At 63.8% G+C, this 24,760-nt stretch carries 18 protein-coding genes; 12 read left to right on the plus strand and 6 right to left on the minus strand.

The window, feature by feature from the left end; translation table 11 throughout:
• The first annotated feature begins 58 nt into the window (after positions 1 to 58).
• From ACTZWT_RS19565 to ACTZWT_RS19590, 6 genes are all read left to right on the plus strand, one after another.
• Positions 59 to 886, plus strand: coding sequence for an ABC transporter ATP-binding protein (locus ACTZWT_RS19565; protein WP_444771351.1), 828 nt, complete (start codon positions 59 to 61; stop codon positions 884 to 886).
• Positions 883 to 2,814 (plus strand): long-chain fatty acid--CoA ligase, encoded by a 1,932-nt coding sequence (locus ACTZWT_RS19570; protein ID WP_444771352.1) that lies wholly within the window; start codon positions 883 to 885, stop codon positions 2,812 to 2,814. Before ACTZWT_RS19565 ends, ACTZWT_RS19570 begins: the two co-directional genes overlap by 4 nt.
• A 199-nt stretch (positions 2,815 to 3,013) precedes the next feature.
• Positions 3,014 to 3,907: a branched-chain amino acid ABC transporter permease gene (locus ACTZWT_RS19575; protein WP_444771353.1), complete on the plus strand. Its 894-nt coding sequence runs from the start codon at positions 3,014 to 3,016 to the stop codon at positions 3,905 to 3,907.
• A gap of 1 nt (position 3,908) precedes the next feature.
• A complete protein-coding gene (locus ACTZWT_RS19580) occupies positions 3,909 to 4,982 on the plus strand; it encodes a branched-chain amino acid ABC transporter permease (RefSeq protein WP_444771354.1) in 1,074 nt (357 codons plus the stop codon).
• A gap of 56 nt (positions 4,983 to 5,038) precedes the next feature.
• Entirely contained in the window at positions 5,039 to 6,319 is a 1,281-nt protein-coding gene (locus ACTZWT_RS19585; RefSeq protein ID WP_444771355.1) for an ABC transporter substrate-binding protein, read from the plus strand.
• A gap of 224 nt (positions 6,320 to 6,543) precedes the next feature.
• Positions 6,544 to 7,383 carry an ABC transporter ATP-binding protein gene (locus tag ACTZWT_RS19590; RefSeq protein WP_444771356.1) on the plus strand — a complete coding sequence of 280 codons (840 nt, stop codon included), beginning with the start codon at positions 6,544 to 6,546 and terminating at the stop codon, positions 7,381 to 7,383.
• 78 nt (positions 7,384 to 7,461) lie between these two features.
• On the opposite strand, the gene ACTZWT_RS19595 is transcribed toward ACTZWT_RS19590, so the two are convergent.
• Entirely contained in the window at positions 7,462 to 8,676 is a 1,215-nt protein-coding gene (locus ACTZWT_RS19595; protein WP_444771357.1) for a glycosyltransferase, read from the minus strand.
• Positions 8,677 to 8,919: 243 nt separating this feature from the next.
• On the opposite strand from ACTZWT_RS19595, the gene ACTZWT_RS19600 reads away from it, so the two are divergent.
• Positions 8,920 to 10,413: a radical SAM protein gene (locus tag ACTZWT_RS19600; protein WP_444771358.1), complete on the plus strand. Its 1,494-nt coding sequence runs from the start codon at positions 8,920 to 8,922 to the stop codon at positions 10,411 to 10,413.
• Positions 10,414 to 10,613: 200 nt separating this feature from the next.
• Here the strand turns inward: ACTZWT_RS19600 and ACTZWT_RS19605 are convergent, their stop codons facing one another.
• Entirely contained in the window at positions 10,614 to 11,786 is a 1,173-nt protein-coding gene (locus ACTZWT_RS19605; protein ID WP_444771359.1) for an AGE family epimerase/isomerase, read from the minus strand.
• Between the two features lie 188 nt (positions 11,787 to 11,974).
• On the opposite strand from ACTZWT_RS19605, the gene ACTZWT_RS19610 reads away from it, so the two are divergent.
• The 5 genes from ACTZWT_RS19610 (at position 11,975) to ACTZWT_RS19630 (ending at position 17,511) form a co-directional block, all read left to right on the plus strand.
• The gene (locus tag ACTZWT_RS19610) at positions 11,975 to 13,396 is read left to right on the plus strand and encodes a mannose-1-phosphate guanylyltransferase/mannose-6-phosphate isomerase (protein ID WP_444771360.1); all 1,422 of its coding nucleotides are present in this window, start codon (positions 11,975 to 11,977) and stop codon (positions 13,394 to 13,396) included.
• A gap of 30 nt (positions 13,397 to 13,426) precedes the next feature.
• On the plus strand, positions 13,427 to 14,578 hold the full coding sequence (locus tag ACTZWT_RS19615) for a glycosyltransferase (RefSeq protein ID WP_444771361.1): 1,152 nt from the start codon (positions 13,427 to 13,429) through the stop codon (positions 14,576 to 14,578).
• Positions 14,579 to 14,700: 122 nt separating this feature from the next.
• Complete coding sequence (locus ACTZWT_RS19620; protein WP_444771362.1) at positions 14,701 to 15,516, plus strand: ABC transporter permease; 816 nt, start codon at positions 14,701 to 14,703, stop codon at positions 15,514 to 15,516.
• 21 nt (positions 15,517 to 15,537) lie between these two features.
• The gene (locus ACTZWT_RS19625) at positions 15,538 to 16,272 is read left to right on the plus strand and encodes an ABC transporter ATP-binding protein (protein ID WP_444771363.1); all 735 of its coding nucleotides are present in this window, start codon (positions 15,538 to 15,540) and stop codon (positions 16,270 to 16,272) included.
• A gap of 162 nt (positions 16,273 to 16,434) precedes the next feature.
• Positions 16,435 to 17,511 carry a glycosyltransferase gene (locus ACTZWT_RS19630; RefSeq protein WP_444771364.1) on the plus strand — a complete coding sequence of 359 codons (1,077 nt, stop codon included), beginning with the start codon at positions 16,435 to 16,437 and terminating at the stop codon, positions 17,509 to 17,511.
• A 260-nt stretch (positions 17,512 to 17,771) separates the two neighbouring features.
• Here ACTZWT_RS19630 and ACTZWT_RS19635 read toward each other — a convergent pair whose 3' ends face one another.
• The 4 genes from ACTZWT_RS19635 to ACTZWT_RS19650 all read right to left on the minus strand — a co-directional run bounded on the left by ACTZWT_RS19635 (position 17,772) and on the right by ACTZWT_RS19650 (position 24,484).
• Entirely contained in the window at positions 17,772 to 18,482 is a 711-nt protein-coding gene (locus ACTZWT_RS19635) for an ATP-binding cassette domain-containing protein (RefSeq protein WP_444771365.1), read from the minus strand.
• Positions 18,479 to 19,495 carry a hypothetical protein gene (locus tag ACTZWT_RS19640; protein ID WP_444771366.1) on the minus strand — a complete coding sequence of 339 codons (1,017 nt, stop codon included), beginning with the start codon at positions 19,493 to 19,495 and terminating at the stop codon, positions 18,479 to 18,481. The genes ACTZWT_RS19635 and ACTZWT_RS19640 overlap by 4 nt, the downstream gene beginning before the upstream one ends.
• Before the next feature lie 209 nt (positions 19,496 to 19,704).
• Positions 19,705 to 21,078, minus strand: coding sequence for a phenylacetate--CoA ligase family protein (locus tag ACTZWT_RS19645; RefSeq protein WP_444771367.1), 1,374 nt, complete (start codon positions 21,076 to 21,078; stop codon positions 19,705 to 19,707).
• A 40-nt stretch (positions 21,079 to 21,118) separates the two neighbouring features.
• Entirely contained in the window at positions 21,119 to 24,484 is a 3,366-nt protein-coding gene (locus ACTZWT_RS19650; RefSeq protein ID WP_444771368.1) for a glycosyltransferase, read from the minus strand.
• Between the last annotated feature and the right edge of the window lie 276 nt (positions 24,485 to 24,760).

Here is a 24,760-nt window from a genome sequence, read left to right on the forward strand (position 1 = left end):
GAGGGCATCCTGCCACCACACAACAATGTGGTGAAGGGCGTCCGGGGGAGGAACAGGGTTGGAACACGCGTTAGAAGTGCGCAATGTATCCTTGCGTTTCGGCGGCGTCCGCGCGCTGAGCGAGGTGAGCTTTGCCGTCAATGACGGCGAACTGTTTTCCATCATCGGCCCCAACGGCGCCGGCAAGACCTCGATCGTCAATTGCATCTCCGGCCGCTACCGGCCGACAGAAGGCCAGCTGTTCTACCGCGGCCGCGACATCACCGCGCTGAAGCCGAATGCGCGCGCGCCGCTCGGCATCGGCCGCACCTTCCAGAATCTCGCGCTGTTCCACCACATGAGCGTGCTCGACAACATCATGGTCGGGCGCCACCACCTGCTGAAGAACAACTTCCTCACCGGGGCGCTGTACTGGCTCGGCGCCCGGCGCGAAGAGCTCGAACATCGCCACAAGGTCGAGGAGATCATCGACTTTCTCGACCTGCAGTCGGTGCGCAAGGCGACCGCCGGCACCCTCTCCTACGGGCTGCGCAAGCGCGTCGAGCTGGCGCGCGCGATGGCGCTGGAGCCGAAGCTGATCCTGCTCGACGAGCCGATGGCCGGCATGAACTTCGAAGAGAAGGAGGACATGGCCCGCTACATCGTCGACCTCAACGAGGAGTTCGGCATGACGGTGGTGATGATCGAGCACGACATGGGCGTGGTGATGGACATCTCCAACCGCGTCGTGGTGCTGGATTTCGGCCGCAAGATCGCCGAGGGCGAACCCGCAGACGTGCTCGCCGATCCGCACGTCCGGCGTGCTTATCTCGGCGAGGAGGACGAGGTGCTGGTCGATCCCGACGACGCGCCAGGCCATCCGGGCGTTGCGGAGCGCGTGGCATGATGGACTACGCCGGCCGCGTCGCGGCAGCCGATACGTTTCCCAAGCTGCTGCGGCTCAATGCGCGCGAGTTCGGCGGCGAGATCGCCTTGCGCGAAAAGTCGCTCGGGCTGTGGCGCGTCTTCACCTGGGCCGACTACCAGACCCGGGTGCACGACTTCGCGCTCGGGATGGTCGAACTCGGGCTCGGCCGCGGCGACGTCATCGGCATCATCGGCGACAACCGGCCGGACTGGGTGTCCGCCGAGATCGCCACGCACGCAATCGGCGCCATGAGCCTCGGCCTGTATCGCGACGTGCTCGACGAGGAGGCCGAATATCTGCTGAGCTACGGCGAGGCGAAGCTGGTGTTCGCCGAGGACGAGGAGCAGGTCGACAAGCTGCTGCTTCTCGCCGAGCGCGTGCCGAACCTCAAGCACATCGTCTATTCCGATCCGCGCGGGATGCGCAAATACGACGACCCGCGGCTGCTGCCGGCCGACCAGCTCGCCGAAATGGGCCGCGCCCGCGCCGCGCGCGAGCCGGGGATCTACGATCGCCTGGTCGATGCGACGGGCGGCGAGGACGTCGCGATCCTCTGCACCACCTCGGGCACCACCGCGCATCCCAAGCTGGCGATGCTGGCCGCGGGGCGCGTGCTGAAGCACTGCGCGACGTATCTCAGCTTCGATCCCAAGGGGCCGGAGGACGAATACGTCTCGGTGCTGCCGCTGCCCTGGATCATGGAGCAGGTCTACGCGCTCGGCAAAGCGCTGTTGTGCCGGATGAAGGTCAACTTCGTCGAAGAGCCCGACACGATGATGAACGACTTCCGCGAGATCGCGCCGACCTTCGTGCTGTTCGCGCCGCGCGTCTGGGAAGGCATCGCGGCGGATGTGCGGTCGCGGGTGATGGACGCCTCGCCATTGAAGCAGCGGCTGTACGAGACCGGCATGAAGGCCGGCCTCGCGGCGCTCGCCGACGGCAAGCATTCGGCGTTCGCCGACGCCGTGCTGTTCCGCGCGCTGCGCGACCGGCTCGGCTTCACGCGACTGCGTTCGGCGGCGACCGGCGGCGCCGCACTCGGGCCGGATACTTTCAAATTCTTCCGCGCGATGGGCGTGCCGCTGCGCACGCTGTACGGCCAGACCGAACTGCTCGGCGCCTACACGCTGCACAGAGCGGACGCGGTCGATCCGGACACCACCGGCGTGGCGATGGGCGCCGAGATCGAGATCAAGGTCGAGAACCCCGACGTCCAGGGCATCGGCGAGATCGTTGTGCGCCACCCCAACATGTATCTCGGCTACTACAAGAACGAGGAGGCCTCCGCCGCCGACATGAAGGACGGCTGGATGCAATCCGGCGACGCCGGCTATTTCAATGCGAGCGGCCAGCTCGTCGTCATCGACCGCATCAAGGATCTCGCCGAGACCTCGCATGGCGAGAAGTTCTCGCCGCAATATATCGAGAACAAGCTGAAATTCTCGCCCTATGTCGCCGAAGCCGTGGTGCTGGGCGCCGGGCGAGACCGGCTCGCGGCGATGATCTGCATCCGCTACTCGATCATCTCGAAATGGGCCGAGAAAAAGCGGATCGGCTTCACCACCTATTCGGACCTCGCGTCGCGGCCCGAGGTCTACGAGATGCTGCGCAGCGAGGTCGAATCGGTCAATGCGACGCTGCCGCCGGCGCAGCGGATCTCGCGCTTCCTGCTGCTCTACAAGGAGCTCGACGCCGACGACGGCGAACTCACCCGCACCCGCAAGGTCCGTCGCAGCGTCATCAACGAAAAATACGCCGACATCATCGACGGCATCTATGGCGGCCGGAGCGAGATCCCGGTCGACACCCAGATCCAGTTCCAGGACGGCACGACGCAGCGGATCCGGACGTCGCTGAAGGTCGTCGAGCTCGGCCATGGCGCGGCGCATGCGGAGGCGGCGGAATGAGCGCGCTGTCGATCGCAACAACGCCAGTGACTGCGCCCTCTCCCCTTGTGGGAGAGGGCAGCATCAACGCCCGCCCCGCTGACAACCGGGTGAGGGGTCGGGCGCGACGTCGGCGCCCCCTCACCCGCCCTCGCTTCGCTCGGGCACCCTCTCCCACAAGGGGAGAGGGGAAGCGCCCCCTCGCTGGTAGTCACGCCGCATGAACACACAGCTTCTGTTCCAGCTTCTCGTCAACGGCCTCGTGGTCGGCACGCTGTACGGCGTGGTGGCCATGAGTTTCGTGCTGATCTACAAGGCCACTCAGGTCGTCAACTTCGCGCAGGGCGAGCTGCTGCTGATCGGCGCCTGGGTGTGCTGGGCGCTGCTCGCCAAATATCAGGTGCCGTTCTATGTCGGCATGCCGCTGACGCTGGTGTTCATGTTCGCGTTCGGCATCGCGATCCAGATCGTGGTGCTGCGGCCGATGATCGGCGAGCCGATCATCTCGGTGATCATGGTGACGATCGCGCTGTCCACCGTGTTCCAGGCGACGCTGAAATGGATCTTCGGCGTCAGCCCACAGCCGTTCCCGCAGATTTTCACCAGCCAGTCGGTGTCGTTCGCCGGGCTGCAGATCCAGACCGTCTATGTGATGAGTCTCGTGGTTTCGATCGCGATGATGATCGGGATGGCGTGGTTCTTCAAAGTGTCGAAATACGGCCTGGCGATGCGCGCCACCGCGTTCAACCAGCAGGTCGCGCAATCGCTCGGCATCTCGGTGAAGAGCGTGTTCGCGATGGCCTGGGCGATCTCGGCCACGGTCTCGGCGGTCGCCGGCGTCGTCGTCGCCGTGGTCAACGGCGTGTCGTCCGGCCTGTCGGCCTACGGCATCAAGGTGTTTCCGGCGGCGATCCTCGGCGGGCTCGACTCGATCGGGGGCGCGGTGCTCGGCGGCATCATCATCGGCCTGCTGGAAAATCTCGCGCAGTATATCGACAGCGAATATCTGCACTGGGGCAATCTCTACGAAATCGCGCCGTTTTACGTGATGATCATCATCCTGATGATCAAGCCCTACGGGCTGTTCGGCACCAAGGACATCGAGCGCATCTGATATGGCAAGCCCGTCACTGATCCCCGCCGGCGATTTCCGCACCAGCTACGCCGCCGACACCACGATCTTCCCGACCAGGACCAGCCGCAACGCGGCGATCCTCGGCATCGTGCTGATCTCGTTCGCGCCGCTGGTGCTGTCGGGCTACTGGCTGAGCGTGCTGATCCAGATCGGCATTTTCGGCATCGCCGCACTCGGCCTGAACATTCTGGTCGGCTTCACCGGACAGATCTCGATCGGCCATGCCGCGTTCTTCCTGCTCGGCGCCTATACTTCGGCCTATCTCAACAACAATCTGCCGATCCCGGTGTTCTTCACCATCCCGCTCGCCGGCGTCATCACCGCGCTGGTCGGGCTGGTGTTCGGGCTGCCGGCGGCGCGGCTGAAAGGCCTTTATCTCGTCATCGCCACGCTGGCGGCGCAGTACATCCTGATCGACTTCTTCTCCCGCGCCGAATGGTTCTCCGGCGGCTCGGTGCCGGCCTCCGCCAATCCGTTCTCGCTGTTCGGCTACATGCTGCGGGGCGACAAGCAATATTTCTACGTCGTGCTGGCCTATCTGCTGGTCAGCTACCTGCTGGTGACCAACCTGATGCGGACCCGCGACGGCCGGGCGCTGGTGGCGGTGCGCGACCATTACCTTTCCGCCGAGATCATGGGCATCAATCTCACCAAATATCGCACGCTGTCGTTCGGGCTGGCGGCGTTCTTCGCCGGCATCGCCGGGGCGCTGTACGCGCATTATCAGCTCGTGGTGTCGAACGAAGGCTTCGGCATCGAGCGCTCGATCCTGTTTCTGGCGATGATCATCATCGGCGGCATCGGCTCGATCTCGGGCACGCTGATGGGCACCGCCTTCGTGGTACTGCTGCCGGAAGCGATGGAATGGATCAGCATGGAGCTGAAGGGCGGCGCCATCGACCGCGCGCTGCAGCTCAACAACAACCTGACCTTCCTGCGCGAGATCGCGATCGGCCTGATCATCATCGCCTTCCTGGTGTTCGAGCCGGACGGGCTGGCGCATCGCTGGCGGCAGATCAAGGCGTACTGGAAGCTCTACCCGTTTTCACACTGAGGTCGGGACGAACGAACCACAAGAACTCGACGAAGAACCACAGGAGGAGACCAACCATGACGATGAAATCCCTGTTGAGCACGGCGTCGCTGGCGCTGCTGATCGCCGCGACGTCGGCGACCGCGCAGGCGCAGATCGCGATCGGCCATCTCGCCGATTATTCGGGCGGCACCTCGGACGTCGGCACGCCCTACGGCCAGGCCGTCGCCGACACCTTCGCCTGGGTCAACAAGAAGGGCGGCGTCGGCGGCAAGCAGCTCAATGTCGACACCAACGATTACGGCTATCAGGTGCCGCGCGCGATCGCGCTGTACAAGAAGTGGTCCGGCGGCGACAAGGTCGCGGCGATCATGGGCTGGGGCACCGCCGACACCGAGGCGCTGACCGGCTTTCTCGCCCAGGACAAGATCCCCGATCTGTCGGGCTCCTACGCCGCCGCGCTGACCGATCCGGAGGGCACCAGCGGCAAGGCCAAGCCGGCGCCCTACAACTTCTTCTATGGCCCGTCCTATTCGGATGCGCTGCGCGCCGAACTGATGTGGGCGGCGGAGGACTGGAAGGCCAAGGGCAAGTCCGGCGCGCCGAAATTCGTCCATATGGGCGCCAACCACCCCTATCCCAACGCGCCGAAAGCCGCCGGCGAAGCGCTCGCCAAGGAGCTCGGCTTCGAAGTGCTGCCGCCGCTGGTGTTCGCGCTGGCACCGGGCGACTACAGCGCGCAGTGCCTCAGCCTGAAGAGCTCGGGCGCCAACTACGCCTATCTGGGCAACACCGCGGCGTCGAACATTTCGGTAATGAAGGCCTGCAAGGCGGCCGGCGTCGACGTGCAGTTCATGAGCAACGTCTGGGGCATGGACGAGAACGCCGCGAAGACCGCGGGCGATGCCGCCGACGGCGTGATCTTCCCGCTGCGCACCGCGGTCGCCTGGGGCGGCAACGCGCCCGGCATGAAGACCGTCGAGGAGATCTCCAAGACCTCCGACCCCTCCGGCAACGTCTATCGCCCGGTGCACTACGTCGCAGCCGTCTGTTCGGCGCTGTACATGAAGGAAGCGCTCGACTGGGCCGCGGCGAATGGCGGCGCGACCGGCGAGAACGTCCGCAAAGGCTTCTACCAGAAGAAGGACTGGGTGCCGGCCGGGATGGACGGCGTCTGCAATCCGTCGACCTGGACCGACAAGGATCACCGCGGCACCACCAAGGTCGACCTGTATCGCGCCAAGGTGTCGGGCCCGACCGACGGCGACCTCAAGGACCTGATCGCCAAGGGCACGATCAAGCTCGAAAAGGTCAAGACCGTCGACCTGCCGCGCAAGCCGGAATGGCTGGGGTGGTGAGCTGAGCGCGCACGCCTGATCTCCCTCTCCCCGCGTGCGGGGAGAGGGTCGGGGTGAGGGGGCGCCGAAACGAGTCGCAGAGGCTCGGCCGTGCTGAAGCGCCCCCTCACCCGACCGGCCTCGCTGCGCTCGTCCGGTCGACCTCTCCCCGCGCGCGGGGAGAGGTGTTCGGATGGCGCCGCGAACGGCCTCACAGTCCGCAAGAGAGAACTTCGGAGTTCGTCGTGCAAGCTACCGCGCAAACCGACACCCGCCCTTCCCCTGCTCCGACCGTCGCTCCGCTGCTCAGCGTCAAGAACATCGAGGTGGTCTATGACGACGTCATTCTGGTGCTGCGCGGCCTCAGCCTCGACGTGCCGCAGGGCGCGATCGTGGCGCTGCTCGGGGCCAATGGCGCCGGCAAGTCGACGACGCTGAAGGCGATTTCCGGCCTGCTCAAGACCGAGGACGGCGAGGTGACCCGCGGCGAAATCGTGTTCGACGGCGAGCGGATCGATGGCGTCGACCCGGACAAGATCGTCCGCCGCGGCATCTTCCAGGTGATGGAAGGCCGCCGCATCATCTCGGATATGACCTCGCTGGAAAACCTGCGGCTCGGCGCCTTCACCCGCAGCGACCGCAACGTCGCCGCCGATATCGACATGGTCTACAATTACTTCCCGCGGCTGAAGGAACGCACCGGGCTCGCCGGCTATCTGTCCGGCGGCGAGCAGCAGATGCTGGCGATCGGCCGCGCGCTGATGGCCCGGCCGAAGATGATCCTGATGGACGAGCCGTCGATGGGCCTGTCGCCGCTGCTGGTGAAGGAAGTGTTCTCGATCATCAGGCAGATCAACCGCGACCTCGGCGTCACCATCCTGCTCGTCGAACAGAACGCGCGCGCCGCGCTCTCGGTGGCGAGCCACGGCTACATCATGGAGCAAGGCAAGGTTGTGCTCGACGGCACCGCAGACGAACTGCGCGACAACGAGGACGTCAAGGAATTCTACCTCGGCGGCGCCGGCGATCAGCGCAAGAGCTTCAAGAATTTGAAAAGCTTCAAGCGAAGGAAGCGCTGGCTGTAACGGCGGCACACCGCGTGGCAAGTCCGGCAGTGCCGGCGAAACGCGCGCCTCGAACAACCCGGAGCGCGATCGCGGCGATCAGCTTGATCCTCGGCCAGAGGTCCGATCGGTCTTGGCCGGCGCGCCGTCGATGATCGCGATCATCGCATCCAGCCGCGCCTCCCATGAATTCGCCGTCAGCACGGGATGGTCGAGCGGCAGCACCCCCTCCGCCGGCCGCTGAAGCGCATGCTCAACCTGGACCTCGAACCCGGCGACGCCGTGGGCGACGCGATGGATCGCGGCGAAGTCCCTGAGCGCCGGCAGAGCGGTCGCGATCACGGGTCGACCCGCCGCGAGATACTCGAAGAATTTCATCGGAAACATCGAGCGGCTGTAGTCGTTGATGAGTTGCGGCAGCAGCGCGACATCGGCGCCGCGCAGATAGTCCGGAAGCTGCGCGTAGGGCCGCCATCCGAGAAAATGGGCGTTTGGCATCGCCCGCAATTCGGCGATCGTCTCGTCTCGCTGCCCCTCCCGCTCCTCGCCGATGAAGACGAGGTGCCAGTCCGGCCTCGCCTTCGCCAGCGCGGCGAGCAGCCCGAAATCGATCTTGAAGTTGGACAGCGCGCCGACATACATCAGCCGCGGCCCCGGGATCTCCGCGAGGTCGGTCGGCAGCGGACGACCGCGCCGCGCGGCGCCGAAATGTTCGATGTCGGCAACGTTGTTGAAATAGTGTGTGCGCGCACCCGCGATTTTCCGGCAATGCTCGTCCAGCGCCAGGCTGGTGACGAACACGTGATCCGCCCGCTCCAGAAGGCGGCGCTCGACGCTCTCGAATTCGGTCCGGTCGACCCCTGGTATCGCGCCGAGATCATCGACCGCATGATACACGATTGCGCTCGGCCGCACGGCGCTCGCCGCGCCGAGCATGTAGGGGTGGTAGGTCCACACGATCGGATGCGCGGCGTTCTGCGCGCGCAGCCAGGACCGGACGCGATGTTCGAGCTGCCAATGGTTGAAACGGCTGATCGGGCCGAATCGATGGCCGAGCGGAATCGTCAGCGGCGAGAATACCCACAGGTTCGGTCGCACTTCGCGGATTGGCGCGGTGCCGCGTCGCAGACGCGCCGCGATGCGCCGGGCATCCAGCGCATTGATGCCGGGCCTCCTGATCCCGACCGTCTCGACGTAGAGCACACGGTAGCCGCGATCGGCGAGCCGGCTCGCAATGTGTTGCTTGTTGGTCCAGTATGGCGAATCCCAATCGGCAGTCGAGAACAGCACGACGGGTTTCGAGTTTGCAGCCATCATAGATCAGCGGCGTACAGCAAGACACCGGGGCATCGCAATGCCGTTTATCCGGCTTCGCATCGCGCAGCGCTCACAACTGAACACAGGAACAGGGTTCGTCCCGGTCGATGCTGATGTTCCCCGCACCTGCCGATCCCGGCCGCCCGTCGGTGGTTACAATTTACCGTTGAATATTGCGGGGCGGCAATTATCAATTGCCGTTTTATGCGACGGAACATCCGCCGTTGATTGGGGACACAAATGATTGCCTCTAAAGAGCTGATTTTCCGCGACGGATGGCATCCGATCGAATCGAATGGCGATGTCGCGTGGAGGTGGTCCAGCAAAGTGGCCGAGCTCGCGGTGCCCGCCGCCGCCGGGCGATACCTTCTGATCGACTATGCCCGTCCCGAATATTTCGGCGACACCGACTGCCGGGTCGCCGGCCCGTCGGCCGACGCCTCGCTTCCGATCCGTCTCGGACGCGGCAAATTGCTGATCGATCTCGCCCATCTGAATGCCCGGTCGGGCGACCTGCTGCATTTCGATCTGTCGAGCCCGTACCGGCCGGAAGGCGACCCCCGCGATCTGGGCCTGATGGTCTTCAATGTCGACACGCCATCCTCCGAGGCGATCAACCGCTACAAGCGCGAAGTCGGATTGCACGAGCTCCCTCTCATTGCCGACTATACCCCGAGCGAGCTCACGATCGCCGTCAGCGACAAATGCAACCTGCGCTGCGTGACCTGCTTCGCCCATCACCGGCAGGAAGGCGACAACAACGCGAACTACGACGACTTTCCGCCTGAACTGATACCAAGAATCAAAGACGCAGCCATGGGCGCTTCGCGCATCCAGATCCATGGCGGCGCCGGTGAACCGTTGATGGCGCGCAAATTCTGGGACTGGTTCACGCTCCTCGACAACAATCCCGGCGCCAAGATCGAATTCAACACCAACGGGCTGACGTTCAATGCCAAGAACATCGAACGCCTCCTGAAATACAATGTCGATCACATCAGCGTCTCGTTCGACGCCGCAACCCCTGAAATCTACGCGAAGATCCGCGGGGGCGATTTCGACCGACTCGTCAGCAACATGCGTTCCCTGGTCGAACAGCGGAAGCAGAACGGCAATCCGATCCGAGTTCTTTTCAACATGACCGTGAACAAGACCAACGCGGTCGATGCTCCGAAACTGGTTCGCCTCGCACATGACATCGGCGTCGACGGAGTCGAACTGTACCATCTGAACTCCGGCCAGGGTTTCAACTGGACCGTCGTCAAGAACGGGCACCCCTTCAACTACAGGGAAAATCTGCCGGAACACAATCAGGAGCTGATCCGGAGGTGCATCGAACAGGCGCGCGCAACCGCCGATAAATTGGGGTTGTACCTGTTCGTCGATCCCCGATTCCAGGTCACGCTGTACGGCCGGGCCGACGAAGCATCGAGCGCGATGCCGGAATACCGCGAGTGTCGCGCCCCGTGGCATTGGCTCGCCATGGAGGTGAGCGGCAAAGTCAAACCCTGCTGCATGGCCACGAAGCCGCTCGCCAACCCCCACGACGCCAGCGCCATGGAAATCTGGAACGGACCGGAGATGCAGCGGCTGCGGAAGAACATCAAAAGCAATTCACTCGACCCGATCTGCATCGGCGCAAGCTGCCGCTACGTCATGAAGAGCACCATGGCCCACACCGAAGCCGATGTGCCTGCCCTGCAGGACGATTCGCGCGCTCACGGCGGCCTATGAAGACGAGCGGCGGCGAGCCAGCGAATTCGAGAACTCGCTGTCCTGGCGGATCACCTACCCGCTGCGGCTGCTCAGCAAGGCAATTCGCGGCAGCCGATCCTAGACTAGAGCAGCTCTGCTTTTGATGGAATCAGAGCTCCCAACCCGGCGATGCGTGTTCTTCGCCCGGAAACGCGATAGCTGCGTCCCGCGAACGCGGATCAGATCCGGACGGTGTCGGCTTCGTGAACCGCGCAGAGGATGTGATAGAACGTCGACGCGGGAATGAATTCGACCAGGGAGCGGCCCTCCTGGTCGAACTGGTCGTACCACCCGCCCCGCACCGGGTGGGACAGATAGTGCGCGTGAAGACTCGCGAACGCCGCCCGGGCCTGGACGTGTGCCCCCTCGATGCCGTCCTCGGCCTGGGCCAGCCATGCCTTTGCCAGTTCGGTTTGCGGCCAGCACCGCCTCGTTGATTTCGTGATGCGCCCGCTCGCGTCACCCTCGTCGGTCAGACAGCCGGTGGCTTCGTCACGGTAGCGCAAGGTCGAACTCAGCAATCGCTCGCGGTAATGGGCCGTCGGACATCCGCTGATCCGCTGAAACTGCTTGAGCAACCAGACCCATTCCGCCTGATGACCGGGCTCGACGCGGACCGGCTCGATCCTCGACCAGTCGTCCTCGAAATACTCGCCCAGGACGCGACGGGGTTTGTCGTAGAAATGCGCGGCGAACAACGCGAACAACTCGCCCGCGCGGGTTTGGAATCCTACATCGTTGGTCGCATCGAATGCGGCGACCATCGCTTCCAGCAGATGCATATGGGGATTCTGCCGGCGCGGAAGCGCGGGCGGCACGCTCTCGAGATATCCGCCGTGGCTCGAACGCATCTCGCCATCGAGGAAGCCGACGAACTCGTCGATCTCGCTACGCACCTGCGCGTCACGTTCCAGCGCATACACATTCGACAGCGCCAGCAGGACGAAGGCATGATCGTAGCAATCGCGGCGCGCGTCGAGCGTCGCTCCATCGGCTCCGAGCAGATGAACGAAACCCGGCCGGCCGTCCGGTCCCTTTGCCTTTTCCAGCAGGTATTCCAGCCCCTTGAGCGCGATGGCGCGGCCTTCCGGATACCAGCCCGATTTCGCAGCCTTGGCGAAGCAATAGATCTGCCGGGCCTGAACCCGCAGCCGCCGCGGCGCTTCGCGGTCCGCCCGCCCCGACCGGTCGAGGCGTTCGACGAAGCCGCCGCTCGCCTGATCCCAGCCCTCCGTCGCCCACAACGGTAGCGAGTGGTCGATGATCGACGCCTTCAACGTCGCGACGATATCCGGATCGCCGCTCGCGACAGCCGACTGCCGCATCACGGACGTGGGGACGATTGCCGGCATCGCTTGATCTCCAACATGTGGCTGGCAGAGTAACGTGTCGCAGAGGGATCGATTACTGTGGCGACGATGTGGCGGATTGCTGCTGCGAAAATGCGCTGTCCCCCAAAGGGCGATATGCTAAACACCCCCGACAAATTCCAATCGATCGAAGCTCGCCGATATCTCCGCGCGAGCCCGTGCGAGGCACTATGACATCGCAGATTATTCCTGTCATCATGTGTGGCGGCGCTGGAACGCGGCTGTGGCCCGCGTCGCGCGAGAGCATGCCGAAGCAGTTCATCGCGATGTTCTCCGAGCGCTCGACCTTCCAGGAAACGGCGATCCGGGTTGTCGGCAACGCGCTGTTCGCCAAACCGATCATCGTCACCAGCGCCGAGTTCCGCTTCGTCGTCGCCGATCAGTTGCAGCAGGTCGGCGTCGAGGCCGACATCGTGCTGGAGCCGTTTCGACGCGATTCCGGGCTGGCCGTCGCGGTCGCCGCCGTGCTCGGTCGGCGGCGGTCTCCCGAATCGATTCTGCTGGTGCTGGCCTCGGATCACGCGATCAAGAAGGTCGACGCCTTCCACACGGCCTGCGCCGACGCGCTGCAGGCCGCCGAGGACGGCTACATCGTCACCTTCGGCGTCATTCCCGACGAGCCCGCGACCGGATACGGCTATCTCAAGCCGGGCCTCCCCCTCGGCGACGGACCGGTGCACAAGCTCGACAAATTCGCCGAGAAGCCGACCCGCGACATGGCCGAACACTACATCCGCGACGGTTATTTGTGGAACAGCGGCAATTTCCTGTTCAGGTCGGAAACGATGCTGAATGAAATCGTCCGGTTTCAACCCGAGCTTGCAGAGGCGGCGGAAGCCACCGTCGCCGGCGCGGTCGGCGATCTGGATTTCACGCGGCTCGCCAAGGCGCCGTTCGAGGCGGCGCCGAAAATCTCGATCGACTATGCAGTGATGGAAAAGACCGACCGGAGTGCGGTGCTGGCGGTCGATTTCGGCTGGTCGGACCTCGGCAGCTGGGAAGCGATCTGGGCCAACGCCGAGCAGGACGGCGCCGGCAATGCACTGTCGGGCCCCTGCGAAGTCGTCGACGTCAAAAATGCGATCGTGCACAGCGACGAGTCGATCCTGACCACGGTGATCGGCCTCAGCGACGTGGTGGTGATCGCGTCGGCAGACGCGGTGCTGGTCGCGCCTCGCGGCATCACCAGCGAGATCAAGGTGCTGGTCGAAAAGCTCAAGGCCGCGGGTCGCGTGGAAGCCACCGAGCATCGACGGATCTATCGGCCGTGGGGTTACTACGAGACGCTGAACAACGGCGGACGGCACCAGGTCAAGCGCATCCTGGTGAAGCCGGGACAGCAATTGTCGCTGCAGAAGCACTTCCATCGATCGGAGCATTGGGTCGTGGTGCACGGCACCGGCGAGATCACGATCGGCGAGGAAGTCCGCATGCTGCACGAGAACCAGTCGACCTACATCCCGGTCGGCGCGGTGCACCGGCTCGCCAATCCGGGGCGTATTCCGCTGGAACTGATCGAGGTCCAGGTCGGCTCGTATCTCGGCGAGAACGATATCGTCCGGCTCGAGGATGCCTACAACCGCGTCGATTGATTGGCTTCGAGTTGCGGGAACGTTCGGCCGATGCGCATCCTTCATTCGTACAAGATCTACCGCCCGGACGTCGAAGGCGGTATCCCGGAAGTCATCTCGCAACTGATCGGGCTGAACGGTTCGGGCGACCACAGCGCCATTCTGACCGCGCGCAAACGCGGATGGGGCCGTCGCTTCGACATCGGGGGCGCCGGCGTCGAAGCGGTCGGATCGTTCGGCGAGCTATTGTCGATGCCGATCGCCCCGCAATTCCCGTTCGTGCTTCGGCGCAAGGCGAGCGACTTCGACGTGTTGGCGCTGCATGCGCCATTCCCGCTCAATGACCTCGGAATCGCCCTCGGCGTTCCGGACGACGTCGCGGTGGTCGTGCATTGGCACGCCGAAATCATCGGCCGGCGCGCGATCGTGAAGCTGCTTGCTCCCATCATCAGGCACACGCTCGCCCGGGCGGACCGGATCGTGGTGTCGGATCAGAGCATTATCGATCGCTCGGAATTCCTGGCGCCGCACGTCGCCAAGTGCAGCAGCATCCCATACGGCATCAAGCCCGAGGAATGGGCCGGGCTCGATGCCGACCAGGCGCAGCGCGCGGCCGCATTGCGCAGCCGGTATCCCCGCATGATCGTCTCAATGGGGCGGCTGGTCCCCTACAAGGGATACCCCGTGCTGCTCCGAGCGCTGCAGGACATCGATGCGCATCTGATCCTGATCGGAGACGGCAGCGAACGGCAGGCGCTAGTGCAACTCGCCGGCGAACTCGGTGTCGCCGACCGCGTCACCTTCACCGGCCTGCTGCCGCGGGGCGACATGAAGGTCCATCTGCACGCCGCGCGGGTGTTCGTACTGCCCTCCGTGACCACCGCCGAAGCATTCGGCATCGTCCAGATCGAGGCGATGGCGGCCGGGCTTCCGATCGTCAATACCACCCTGCCGACGGCCGTGCCCAAGATCGCCCGCAACGAGCTGGAAGGGCTCAGCGTTGCGCCGAACGACTCCCGGGCGCTGGCGCAAGCCGTCAATCGCCTGCTCGACGATCCGGAGCACGCGGTCCGGCTCGGCCGCGCCGGCGCCGAGCGTGTCGACGGAGAATATTCCCAGTCTGCATTCCTCCGGCGGGTGTCGTCGATCTATTCGTCGGCGCTGGGGGAACGACGCGACCGACCACCCGCCGGCGCTCAATGAAGGCCTTGACTTGAACGCAATGAACCGGCATCTGCCGAGCCGACGATCGCAAAATCAGCGTTTCGGGCGACGTCTCCTCGCCGATGCTGTCCGGCCTCCCCTCTGATCAATTGGAACGGCCCATGATAGCCGACACCACTGCCACGCCGCCGCGCCCCCCGCGTGGCCGTCGAAGCTTCTCGCTGAAGCAGTATTTCGATCTGGTGACGACCCTGACCCAGAAGGAGGTCAAGGTCCGCTACAAGAACAACGTCCTCGGCTATCTGTGGTCGATCGCCAATCCATTGGCCTCGGCGATGGTGTTCTATTTTGCGCTCCAGGTCATCATGGCCACGAACGTCCCGAACTATGTGGTCTTCCTGATCATCGGGCTGTTCTCGTGGCAATGGTTCAGCAACTACCTGATCGGGGCCTGCGGGGTCTTCCTGGCGAACGGCAGCCTGATCAAGAAGTCGGTGTTTCCGCGCTTCGTTCTTCCGATCGCGCTGAACCTGCAGGACACGTTCCACTTCGTGATGTCGATCCCGGTCACGCTGGTATTCCTGTTCGCCTACGGACTGCATTTTGGTTGGGCGATTCCGCTCGGCATCCTGATCATCTGCCCGGCGCAGTTCCTGCTGCAGCTCGGCCTCGGCCTGGCGCTGTCGTCGAGCAATCTGTTCTTCAGAGACATGGAGCGGATTCTCGCGATCGGCCTGAACATGATGTTCTACCTGTCGCCGGTGATCTATCCGATCGAGCGCGTTCCCGCGCAGTACGCCACGCTGATCTATCTCAATCCGATGACACCCCTGATCGAGGCCTGGCGCGGCGTTTTCCTGAACGGAACGCTGCAATGGGGCAATATCGGCCTGGCGTATCTTTATGCCGCGATCGCAATGGCGTTCGGCATCTTGATCTATCGCGCTTTGGTCGATCGCTTTGCCGAAGTCATCTAGTCCTTCCGGAGCCGCGTCGTCATGAGCTGCGCCATCAAGTTCGACCATGTCCGCAAGACGTTTGCGGACCGCACCTTCCTGACCGGGGGATTCAAGAACTTCATCCTGAACGGTTTCCAGTTCTCGAAGTACAGCGGCAACCACCTCGTGCTCGACGACATCTCGTTCGAAATCGCCCATGGATCGACCGTCGGCTTCGTCGGCCGGAACGGCGCCGGCAAGAGCACGCTGCTCGGCCTGATCGCCGGGATCATGAAGCCGGACAGCGGCACGATCGACGTCGACGGCCGGGTCTCGTCCCTGCTCGAGCTCGGCGCCGGCTTTCATCCCGATCTGTCCGGCCGTGAGAACATCGAGCTGTACGGCGTCGTGCTCGGATTTTCGCGCGCCGAGATTCGGCGGCGGCTCGACAGCATCATCGACTTCGCCGAGCTCGCCGAACATATCGAGACGCCGATCCGCTTCTATTCGAGCGGGATGCTGGCGCGGCTCGGCTTCTCGGTGGTGTCGCAGCTCGACCCGGAGATACTCCTGGTCGACGAAGTCCTCGCCGTCGGCGACTACAAATTCCAGGCCAAATGCCAGGAAGTCATCAAGCGGTTTCGCGCCGACGGCGGCACCATTGTGCTGGTGTCGCACGCCGCGGGCGACATCATCAAACTGTGCGACCAGGCCTTCTTCATCGAGAACCATCGCATCGCCGCTTCCGGAGATCCTGCCGAGGTGATGGCGAAGTACCAACCGCAGAGCGAGTGAACGCGCCGACTGCCGCCGGGGTGTGAGCGGATCGTGACCGCGCCGCCGCGACCGGACGCCGCCGCTGCATGACGCGGTGCCGGCGGAGGTCCGATCCGCAGCGCCCGGCGATCCCGACCGACCGCCGTCGCACCCGGCCGGTCAAATGGCCGCAGCACGATTTTGCCGCCCGGCCTCGACGCACACCGCAGAGGTCGAGATCCTGCTCTCTTGTTCAGTCCGCAAATAATGTTAAGAATCGGCAGCCAAAGGACCGGGCGTCTTATGATCAAAGCCATCTTCAACGTTCACCCCTACGCCATGGAGTTGCCGGGCGGGGGCGAAATGCAGATCCTGAAATATCATCAATACATGCCGAGTGAATGTGAAGTCATCCTTCACGACATCTGGCATCCCCGGCTCAGCGAAGCCCGCATCTTCCATCATTTTCATATGGTCGCCGGGGCCGAAGGGTTTCTCGACTACGTCAAGACGCTGCGTTCGAAGGTCGTCCTCAGTCCGAATCTCTGGGTCAACGCGTCGAACAGCGAGAATCTGAACCGCCGCCAGATCAGCCAATACTACGACATCGCGGACATGATCGTCTGCAACTCCAGGGCCGAAATCGAAAACCTCGCTCAGCACACCAACCTTCCGAGAGAAAAGGCGCGGGTCGTGCCGAACGGCGTGGATCTGTCGTTCATGACGCCGGTACTGGACGGCGCCTTTCGTGAGTGGGCCGACATCAGCGGACCCTATATTCTGTCGGTCGGCAACATCGAGCGGCGCAAGAACCAGATCGGCGCCATCCGTGCCGCGCGGTCGGTCGGGCTTCCGCTGGTGTGCATCGGCCGTATCCGTGAGAAGGACTATTTCGACGAATGCGTCCGCAACGGCGCGGAAGCGTTTCGGTTCGTCGGTCCGCTCGACCAGGGCGACCCGCGCCTCGCTGCGGCGTATCAGCATTGCGAGGCCTTCCTGTTTCCCAGTCAGCTCGAAACACCGGGCATCGCCGCCCTCGAGGCGGCGGCGGCCGGGGCCGCGCTGGTGATCACCAACGAAGGCAGCACGCGCGATTATTTCGCCGGCTATGCCGAATATGCCGATCCGAACGATCAGAATTCGATCAATTCGGCGCTGGCACGCGCGCTGTCGAATCCGCGGGGCAACGATCTGCGGCACCACGTCGTGACCAACTTCTCATGGCCGCACGTCGTCATGCATCTGCTCGGACACTATCTGGAACTGTCGTACGAGTGAGCGACGGCGGATCGATCCGCCGGCTGGAGCGCTTCATCGACTGATTGAAGCGATCTGGCCCTTGCCAGATGCACTGACTCCTCATCCTGAGGAGCCCGGCGAAGCCGGGCGTCTCGAAGGATGCGGCGACGCAGGGCCGGCGGCACATGGTTCGAGACGGCGCTGCGCGCCTCCTCATCATGAGGTTGTGCCTGCGGCGAGGATCCTGAACGCCAGTGCTGATTCCATCGGAAACAGAACGGCTCTGGTCGAAACACGCTTCAACCCGCCCGCGACCTGTTCCTCGCTATCCCGGCACCGAGTTCGACGATGACGTCCGAAGCCGAACGTAGCCAATCGTCGGACGCCGACGCCAGCACCACGGTCTTGCCCGACGCCGCCATAACCGCAGCGTGTCCCCGGATCTTTCCGAGCATCTGAGGATCGAACATCAACGACATCTCGTCGAGCAGATAGATATCGGCATCGCGGAACAGGCACGCGGTGACCGCGATCCGCGCGCGGTCCATCTCGGAAATATCGCGCACCAGGACGTAGGCGAGATCGAGCATCCCGGCAAACAGGAAGGCGACTTCGAGGCGGCGCTTGGCCGCGTCGGGATCGCCACCGGGCGACACCAGCGCAGCGCTCAGGGCGTCGGCGACCGAGTGCCGCGGCTGCAGGCCGTCGCGAATGGCTGCTGCCGAAGACACCCTGCCGGTGACCCGTATCGTTCCGGCCGAAGGCGCTTCGCGACCTTCGATACTCGTGAACAGCTTGCGATGGAGCAACGGGCGAGGCCCCAGGATTCCGAGGACAGACCCGGCTCGGATCTGCAGGTCGATCGGGCCGAGCCTGAGTTGCTTGGGCTTGTGCGGATGGTCGCGTCGACCGAATCGCAGCCAGCCGACCAGCGCATCGGCCGCGGACGGCGGCTGCGTCTCGATGTCGAAGCAGGCGCCCGCGACGTGAACGACTTCATCTTGTGTCATTGCGCATTCTGCAAATCGAGGTTGCCATGCATTACCACCCTTTCATTGAGCGAATGAAAGGTGCCCGAGCGGCTCGGCTCGAAGACGTTCCCCGAGACCAGCCCTCGCCCGACCGTGTCGAGCCCGAAGATCGCAAAATCGTGCGTCGGCTCGAAGCCGGAATAAGCGCCGATGGTGCTGTTGCGGACCGCAAGCATCCGGCAGGCGTCCACATGAATTCCGGACGCATCCGGATTGAGTCGGCCGTTGCCGGCGATCGAAGCGGCGTCGATCGAGATGTGGCTGCCGCCATTGATCACCACGCCCGCCTCGCCGTTGTTGTAAACGCGGGCGCCGTTGAAGGAAATGTCATGCACCGTGCCGTAAGGATCGTTGACCACGATACCGGCTCCCTGATTGGAGCTCGACCAATCGCCGATCGATTGAACGCGTCGCACCATCCCCGTCGGGGTCGAGTCGATTCGCAGGCCGCTGCGGGTGCAATTGTCGACCGCATTGCGCGCCAGAAAGACGTGCTCCAGCCATCGCTCGGGTGTGGCGACCAAGTGGATGCCGATGCCGCAATGAAACGCGCCGCAGGCGTCGACCCAGATGCCCTGTGAGTTCGCAATTCGAAACCCGACCTCGCACGGCTGCGAGGCGCCGGGGCACTGCACGAACACACGCGTCAGATACTGATCATTGTGGACACGCTCGCCGTGCACCAGAACGCCGACGCCACCTTCCGCCCTGGGATCGACGATTTCGAGATCTGTCAGATAGACAAAGCTGGAGTCCAGGACCTCGACGCCGCAATTCATGTTGGCAATCATGCATCGCCACATCTGGACGTCGTAACTGCTGTTGAACTGGACGCCGCACCCCGTCGCCAAAGAATGTCTGGTGTTGACGGTCAGATCCGAAATGGAGATCCGGGATACGCGCGCGTTCGGATTTCCGACGATCACGCCGCAGCCCAGACCATTGTCGACCAGCAGTCTCGTCGCTTCCCGCCCGACACCGATCAGCGACACGTTGTTACGCTGGATCTGAAGAGGCTCTTCGAGCCGGTAGTCCCCCGGGCCGAGCGCGATGATGCCGCCCTGCGCCGGCAGCTCACGAATCGCGCGATTCAGCAGCGCACCGCACTCGGTGTAGCCGTCGGCGATCAGTCGGTACTTTTCGAGATCAAAGTGGTGCGGCATCTCAGTCCCGGGTTGCAGTTTCGTGCGCCGGTCGTCGGTCAGACGTCGACGACGTAGCGGAATTTCTGCTGGCGGCCGACCCTAATGAACTGCGCACGCGGCACGAAAGATAGCCTGACGCCTTCGCCGAGTACACTGATCACCTGATTTCGGACGGCCTCTTCGTCGCGGGGGCTGTGGAGAGCCAGGCGCAATTCCAGCACCTCTCCGGGTCCGCGCACGAACTGAAAATCGGTGACAAGCATGTGGCGCGACAGCACATCCTGAACGAAACTGGTCGAATAGCGGGCGCCGTTGATGACGACGACATCGTGGACGCGGCCTTCGACCCCGTCCAGATAGACGCCGGCGCGCCCCTTGACGACCCGGCTCTCGTCTCCGGTCGCATAGCGAATGAGCGGAGCCGCAAAATTGACGAGCGACGTCACCACCAGCGGGCCGCTGACGCCGGGCGTCGACGGCAATGTTTCGACCCAGACGCACGGGTCCATGATCTGCAGATAGTGCCGCGCGGTCGCTTCCGCAGGCGTCACGTCGCCCTCGCCGTTCGGCTCGTCGGGCGGCGAAAGGAAGCGCTCGTGCGCGACGATGCCGAATTCAGCGTTGCCGTAGCGGTTGGCGACCCGACAACCGAAGACGTCTTCGATCGTCGCACGCTGCGTTTCGCCGAGTCGCTCGCCGGTGGAGACGAACACCTTGAATTTTCCACGTGGGGAAAGGCCGCGTTCCCTGACGAAGTTCGCCAGATGATAGATCGTCGACGGATGGCCCTGGATCAGGAAGGGAGAGTGGCGCTCGATGTCGGACCACAGGGTCTGCAGGTTATCATCCGACCACGACGAACACTCGACACTGATCCGATTGGTCGCGGCCCTGCGCCACCATTCTTCCCGGATCGCCTCGGGGGGGACCTCTCCCGGCAGCTCGGACGAGATGTGCAGTTGCTCGTCGGCTTCGCCGAATCCGATCCATTGCTGGCTGATGCGGGTGACGGCCGCCGATTCGTCCTTCGCCGCGGGGCTGAAATAAACCGGCAGGGACGCCCCGGTCGAGCCGTTGGTGCGGCTCATCTGCATGTTGAGATGGGTCATCGCCTCCGGATGAACGATGCGATCGCCGGCCTCGAGCAGATCCGCCTTGGTCAGCACCGGAATGTTGCTGAGATAGCGGATATCCGTGAGGATCTTGACCGGATCGAACCGAAGACGCGAGAACAGATCCTTGTAGAACGGGATTTCGTGCTGCGCCCACTGGACCATCTCGGCGAGCCGCAAGCGATTGCGGCGCTGGCGATCGGCCCACGGCGTGGCGAGATCCCGGTTGATGGCGCGCACCCGACTCCGGACGTCCCGCGCCGACAGCTTTTCGGCCAGCGGGAAGACCAGACGGGACTTGAGATAGGGCAACACCATGGCTCTATCGCTCTCCGCTAAAGCACTCACCTGCGCCGACCTAACGCACGATCTTGTCGATGAAGCCGAACCGCTCGAACATCTGCCGTGGCGACAGATCGTCGACCACGACCCGATCGTTCAGATAGGCCCGCGAATACACATCGAACAAGTCGGGCAGCTGCTCCTGGAAACGCGGGATGTGCTTGCAGCGTTCGATCAGCCGGGCCATCGAGAACATCGGAGCCAGTTCGGCGTCCGCGCCGAAATAGACGTGGCGCGCCCATGTCGGCGTATCGGCGCTGTGGTTGGCTCGGTAGGGCGCGATCTGGTCCGACGAAACTCCCTGCGTCTCCGCCAGATCGAACAGATCCGGCATCCGCTCGAGGTGCCAGATCAGCGCCCAGCGGAGCCACGAGACGTTCATGTTGACGATGATGTAGGGGTCGCCGATCCAGTAGCCCGGCCGGTTGACCATGTGCCTGAGCACGTAGTCCGACGTCGGGATGCAGGTCATCAGGTTCGAGAACGGCGGACCGGAGGTGTCCTGCGTGTAGGCCGCCACGGCATGATCCTTGCGGAACACGCAGGCGTAGATCGCGGTGAACAGGTTCTCGTTCAGCGCGGCGAAGGAGCGAATCTCGTTGGAGAAATGGCTCGGCGTCGACGGCGCGATCGGGATCGCCTTCAGTACGATCTCGTCGATATTCGACAGTTGCTCGGGCTTGTCGAAATGCGTGTAGGCGTAGTTCAGATAGATCAGCTCGGCGGTCGGGTGCGCCTCGATCGCCTGCATGATCCGAGGCACCACGCCGGTCCGGGTCAGATCGTCGTCGCCGAGGATCCAGACGTAGTCGCCGCGCGCGGCCTTGGCGGTCACGGCGAGATTGCCGAGCATTCCGACGTTTTCGGGATTGCGGATGTAGCGGAAGTTCGGGTTCTGCAGATAGGGAACGACGATCTCGGGCGTATGGTCGGTCGATGTATTGTCGACCACCAGCACCTCGACGCTGCCGCCGGCCGCCTCGGCGCTCACCAGCAGCAGCTTCAAACTGTGCCGCAGCCATTCCGCCCGGTTGTAGGTCGAGATGCAGACCGACAGCCTGAATTGCTGCCGCTTCCGCTGCACCGACTGCGGCCGCAGAGCCGGCAGATTTCGCTCGAATGCGTTGGGGAAGGTCGGCCCGCGATCGTGCAGATGCCACGTCAACTGGCGGGCGTAGTCCTCCCAGGTCGGCAGCACGCGGGCGACTGCCTCCTCCGCCAGCCGCCAGCGAGCCTCGTGGTTTTCGGCAAGCCAGGCGATCTTCTCGCCGAGCATGTCGCCGTCCTGCGCGTCGATCAGGACGCAGCCGCCGCCCTGCGCGACCTCCGCGACGGCGCCCTTGTCGCTGCAGATGCAGGGACGGGCGTGCCACAGGCTCTCCACAACCGGGAGTCCGAAGCCTTCGAGCTGCGACGGAAAGATCGTGAAGTCGCACTCGTTGTAGAAGGTCGCCAGTTCCTCATCACCCGGCAGGTCAACGATCGTGATGTCGGATTCCTGCGAGACTTCCGCGATCAGATCGCGCGCGTATAGTTCGTGATCCCTGACCGAGCCGACAAGCTTCAGCTGCAGCTTGGTCGCCGAACTCTTCGCCGCCAGAACCTTTCGCGCCTGCCTGAATCCGTGGATGGCAGGGAGGTGATTCTTGCGCGGCTCGAACGTGCCGACCATCAGCACGGTGATAGTCGGCCCGGCATTGCGGTTGATCTCGGTGCTGCGCGTCAGGGGCCGCATTTCCGCGGCCAACGGCAGCGGGACGATCCGCTGCCGGATCGTCGTCAGGCGCGGCAACCGTGCGCAATAATAGGACCACAGGTCGTCTCCCATCGTCCGCGAGATCGGGAAGATGACGTCGGCCTGCTTCATCACGTCGAAATAATAGTGATACCCCTGCTGCGCTTCCGGCGAGTAGAGCTGGGTCAGCGTCACCGGAATGAGATCGTAGAACACGACGCCGATCTTCATCTTCAGCGCGCGGGCGGCGTGGATGATCTGCAGCAAATTGGGATCGGGCAGCACCAGCTCGGGCACGATCAGCCACGAATCCTCGAGGTCGCGCGGGATCGGATCTCCGGCGCGCGCGGCCGTCGGGCCATGCCAGTTGCCCAAATGACTGGCGTCGTCCGCCGTGATGCCGATGAAGGTCTGCCGTTCGCGATCCCATTTGACGAAATCGAGGGCGACGCCCAGCCGCTCGAGGGCGGATGCCAACTGGCGCACCACACGCTGCACGCCGGAATTGCCGTGGTAGGTGACCGTCGAACTCACCCAGTAATAAGCGTGGGTGATGCCGGGCGAATCGCTCAGCAGATCGAGAAAATCTCGGCCGTACTGAGCCCAATCCTGCAGCTCGCGTTCGCCCGCTTCACGTCGCAACGTCGCGCGCCGCTCGGAATCGACGATCAGGCGCTCGAGCGCATCCGCCAGGGCATCGCCGTCATTGGTATCGATCCCCACGGTGCCGCCGCCGGCGGCGACCTCGTGCATCGAGCCGAAATTCGCGCAGACACAGGGAACGCCGAGCCAGAGGCTCTCCGCGATCGGCAAGCCGTAGCCTTCCTCGACCGAGGGGAAGACGGTGAACAGAGCTTCTGCATAGAGCGCGTGAAGATCGGCCTCCGCAACGAAATTCAGGACCTCGACGCCGGCGACCTCGGCCGACAATGCGTCGATCTCGCTCCGGACCAGGGGGTGCACGTTGCCGACAAGCTTCAGGCGCAGCGGCCGTTCCGGCAAGCGCTCCCGCACCTTGGCGAATGCCTTGATCAGCGCGACCTGGTTCTTGCGCGGCTCGACCGTGCCGACCGAAAGGATCAGGTCGGCATCCTGCTGCTCCGGCAACGCGGAGCGCGCGATGCTGGAGAGTTCGTGCGGCAGCCTCAAGAACCGGTTCAGCGGCGCGCGGTCGCTCAGCTCCGGCGAGGTGTGGCGATGGAAGTGCGCGAGATCCTTGCCCGCCGCATCGCTGATCGGGATCAGCAGATCGGCGAAGAACAGATGCTGCAGATACTCGGAATGAACGGGTCTGATGTCCGCATATTCGGGACGCTTCAGCGGAATCAGGTCGTAGACGATCGCGGCGCTGCGCATCCGGAAGCGTCGCGCATACAGCAGGATTTCCAGTGTCGGCGGTTTGCTGTGATAGGTCAGATGGGTGACTTCGGGAACGATCAGCCAGCTACCGCCCAGATCATCGGCATGAGGCGACAGATGCAGCGGGACGTTCGGCGCCGACGGCTCCTGGAATTGCGGGCCATGATACTTGGCGAGATGGCGCTGGCGCTCTGCATCCAGTTCGATCAGCGCGCAATCATCGGGCGACCACCCGACCAGAACGACGTCGATCGGATGCCGGCGCAGGGCGCTGGCAAGGCCCCGCACAACTCGCTGGACACCCGAGTTTGCTTCGCAGATGGAGGTGTGATCGGCGAACAAGAAAATTTTACTGGGCATCTTTCACGCACGATTCCCTTGCGAGGGAGAAGAGGATCGAATTGGACAGTATCGAAGCGAAAGGCTCGGTCTGTCCCCTTCGGAAAGCAACAGAGCGCGCTGCCCTGATACGCGCGAAAAACGCTCTGCAAAAGGCCTTGGCAAGTCCCAGTCCCGTTCCAGGCGCCGAAATGATCCATGCTCCATCAGACGTAGGATGCTTCT

This window comes from Rhodopseudomonas sp. NSM (assembly GCF_052445935.1).
GTDB lineage: Bacteria > Pseudomonadota > Alphaproteobacteria > Rhizobiales > Xanthobacteraceae > Rhodopseudomonas.